This window comes from Streptomyces sp. NPDC090442 (assembly GCF_044769405.1).
GTDB lineage: Bacteria > Actinomycetota > Actinomycetes > Streptomycetales > Streptomycetaceae > Streptomyces.
In genome coordinates, this window is the sequence record NZ_JBIVXW010000215.1 from 1 (window position 1) to 2211 (window position 2211).

Consider the following 2211-nt stretch of genomic DNA (forward strand, 5'->3'; position numbering starts at 1 on the left):
TTCGCGGGATCGAATCCGCGGGTCGCCCGGCTCACCGTGGTGGCGCCCTTGACCGACTGGGAGTCGACGATCAGCGTGACCGGGTATGGGCATCGTCCCAGGCTGGTGCGGAGACGGCGACGGAGTTGGTCACGGATGAGGGTGATGACGCCGCGGCGGTTCCATCGGGCGAAAAACCCGTAGACCGTCTCCCACGGAGGGAAGTCGGACGGCAGCGCGCGCCACTTCGCGCCGTTGTCGGTGATGTAGCGGATGGCGTCGACGATCTGCCGGCGGGGCCACTTCTCGGGATGCCCGCCGGTCTTGGTCTGGCAGGCCGGGGTGGGCAACAGGGGTTCGAGAAGGGCCCACTCGGCGATCGTGGTGTCGGACGGGTAGCGGCGGCGGGCGGGATTCGGCATGGCGGACTCGTCGATAGAGCGGAAGACGGGGGCGGGCGGGGGTTACTTCGAGAGTTGGGCGAGGGTCGCGGACACGCCGGTGAGCTGGGCGGATACCAGTTGGGCCCATTCGTCGTCGGGGCGGCGGGCCAGGTGCGGGGCGAGCGTGCCCGTGATCATCCGGGTGAGGCGGCCGAGGGCCTGGGCGAGCTGCTTCTTCTCGTACTCGATCCAGTCCGCCGGGTCGTCGGAGAACATGTAGCCGTCCTTGCGCCGCCAGGTGATCGGAGTGAGGTTCTCCGCGGCTCCGACATCGCGAAGGTGCCGAATACCGCGCTGGACCTGGGACTGCTTCAGCCGTGTGGCGGCGACGAGCTGAACCGTGTGCAGGCCGGCCGGTCTGGCTTCCATCAGCGCGACGCGGACCAGGTCGCCGTAGTGCTCCGACAGCGGCTGGGCCGGGCGGCGAGGGCTGCGGGCCATGGCCTACTCGCCCTTGAGGAGCTGGGTCAACTGCTCGTCGAGGGTGAACTCTCCGTTGTCGACGGCTCCTTCGAGCCAGTCGGCCGCCGCCCGGACCCGGCCGATCTGCCGCCGCACGGTCTCACGCTCGTCGTTGGTGAACTCCTGTCCCCGCATCTGGGGCACCAGCCGGCCCAGCGTGGCCACGAAGCCGTGGCAGGTGCCCACCAGGTCGAGGTACTCAATGGTGTGCTCGATCTTGCGGACGGGCGGGGTGGTCTGGCGAATCCGTTCCCGCGTCTCCTCGGAGTTGTCGAACTGGGCGCGGTTGACCAGCATGCGGGCGGTGTCGTCGCGCATCACCGTCCGGGCCACCGTCGGTCGGCGCAGCATGTCCGTGGTCACCTTGCGGGCGACGGTGTCGTCCCTGGTCAGCTCGGTGACGACGCGCATCCGGTCGGCTGGCGTGACATGTTCGGTGACCTCCGGCCGCTTGAGCAGGTCGGCGGCCACCTGGGCGGCGACCTCCTCGTCACGGGTCAGGTCGGCGACGGCCTGGATCTTCTCATCGACCGTCACAGGGCGTTCGACCCTCTGGCCGACGAGCCGCTTCGCGCCGTCCGGCGTCCACTGCCTCGCTCCGGTCCGGGGGTTGAACGGAGCGTCCTCGATCGCCGCCCATCGCTCGGCCTCGTCCGCGACCGACGCGAGGATCCGGTGAACGGTGAACGACACCCCCTCCTTGCGTTTGTCCGCCGGCCAGCGGTTGGCGGTCCACCGCCAGTCCTCCACCGTCGTCCGGGCGACGCCGATGTCGTCCGCGAACATCTGCAACGACTCCGTCACGGTGAACAGGTCGTCCGTGCCGTTCGGCATGGACCCGCCCACCGGCCTCATCAGCTCGATCTCCAACGCCATGTCGCCAAGGGCGAACTGTGCCCTCGCGACCTGCGCGATCAGTTCCTTGGCCTGGGTGACGATCTGTTCGTAACGCTGCCGAGTGACGTTCCCGATCCGGTCGGCCATGACGACCACCGCCCTTGCCCCGGGCACGGCCCGGTCACCCACGATGGGACCGGTCAACGAGGCGCCGGCCCCGGTCACGTCCACGGTGGCGCGGGCGCGACACGCGGAGGCAGAGCGCACAATGGGGGCGCTCGAAGCACCCTTCGACCACCGCCAACTCGCCTGCAAAACACACGGTGTTGGTGATGACAGCGAGGCGTTCGGCTACGGCGTTTCCGTAACACCATTCCGCGACGCCTGCCGCTGGCGGCAGGCCCGTACCCGACAGCGGTCCGAGCAGTACACCGCCGACTTCGACCGCTCCACCCCCACCGTCCACGACCGGCCGCACACCGGGCACTCC

At 69.5% G+C, this 2211-nt stretch carries 4 protein-coding genes; 1 reads left to right on the forward strand and 3 read right to left on the reverse strand.

Translation table 11 applies throughout. The annotated features are described in order from the left end of the window. The 3 genes from ACIQU6_RS44440 to ACIQU6_RS44450 all read right to left on the reverse strand — a co-directional run. The coding region (locus tag ACIQU6_RS44440) for a transposase (protein WP_403488389.1) at nt 1-401 on the reverse strand (401 nt) is incomplete at its 3' end. Nucleotides 402-443: 42 nt separating this feature from the next. Then, nucleotides 444-863 (reverse strand): hypothetical protein, encoded by a 420-nt coding sequence (locus tag ACIQU6_RS44445; RefSeq protein ID WP_403488391.1) that lies wholly within the window; start codon nt 861-863, stop codon nt 444-446. 3 nt (nt 864-866) lie between these two features. Further along, a complete protein-coding gene (locus tag ACIQU6_RS44450; protein WP_403488393.1) occupies nt 867-1868 on the reverse strand; it encodes a DUF6192 family protein in 1002 nt (333 codons plus the stop codon). On the opposite strand from ACIQU6_RS44450, the gene ACIQU6_RS44455 reads away from it, so the two are divergent. Continuing rightward, nucleotides 1867-2211, forward strand: a 345-nt coding sequence (locus tag ACIQU6_RS44455) for a hypothetical protein (protein ID WP_403488395.1), incomplete at its 3' end; no start/stop codon positions are given. The genes ACIQU6_RS44450 and ACIQU6_RS44455 overlap by 2 nt on opposite strands.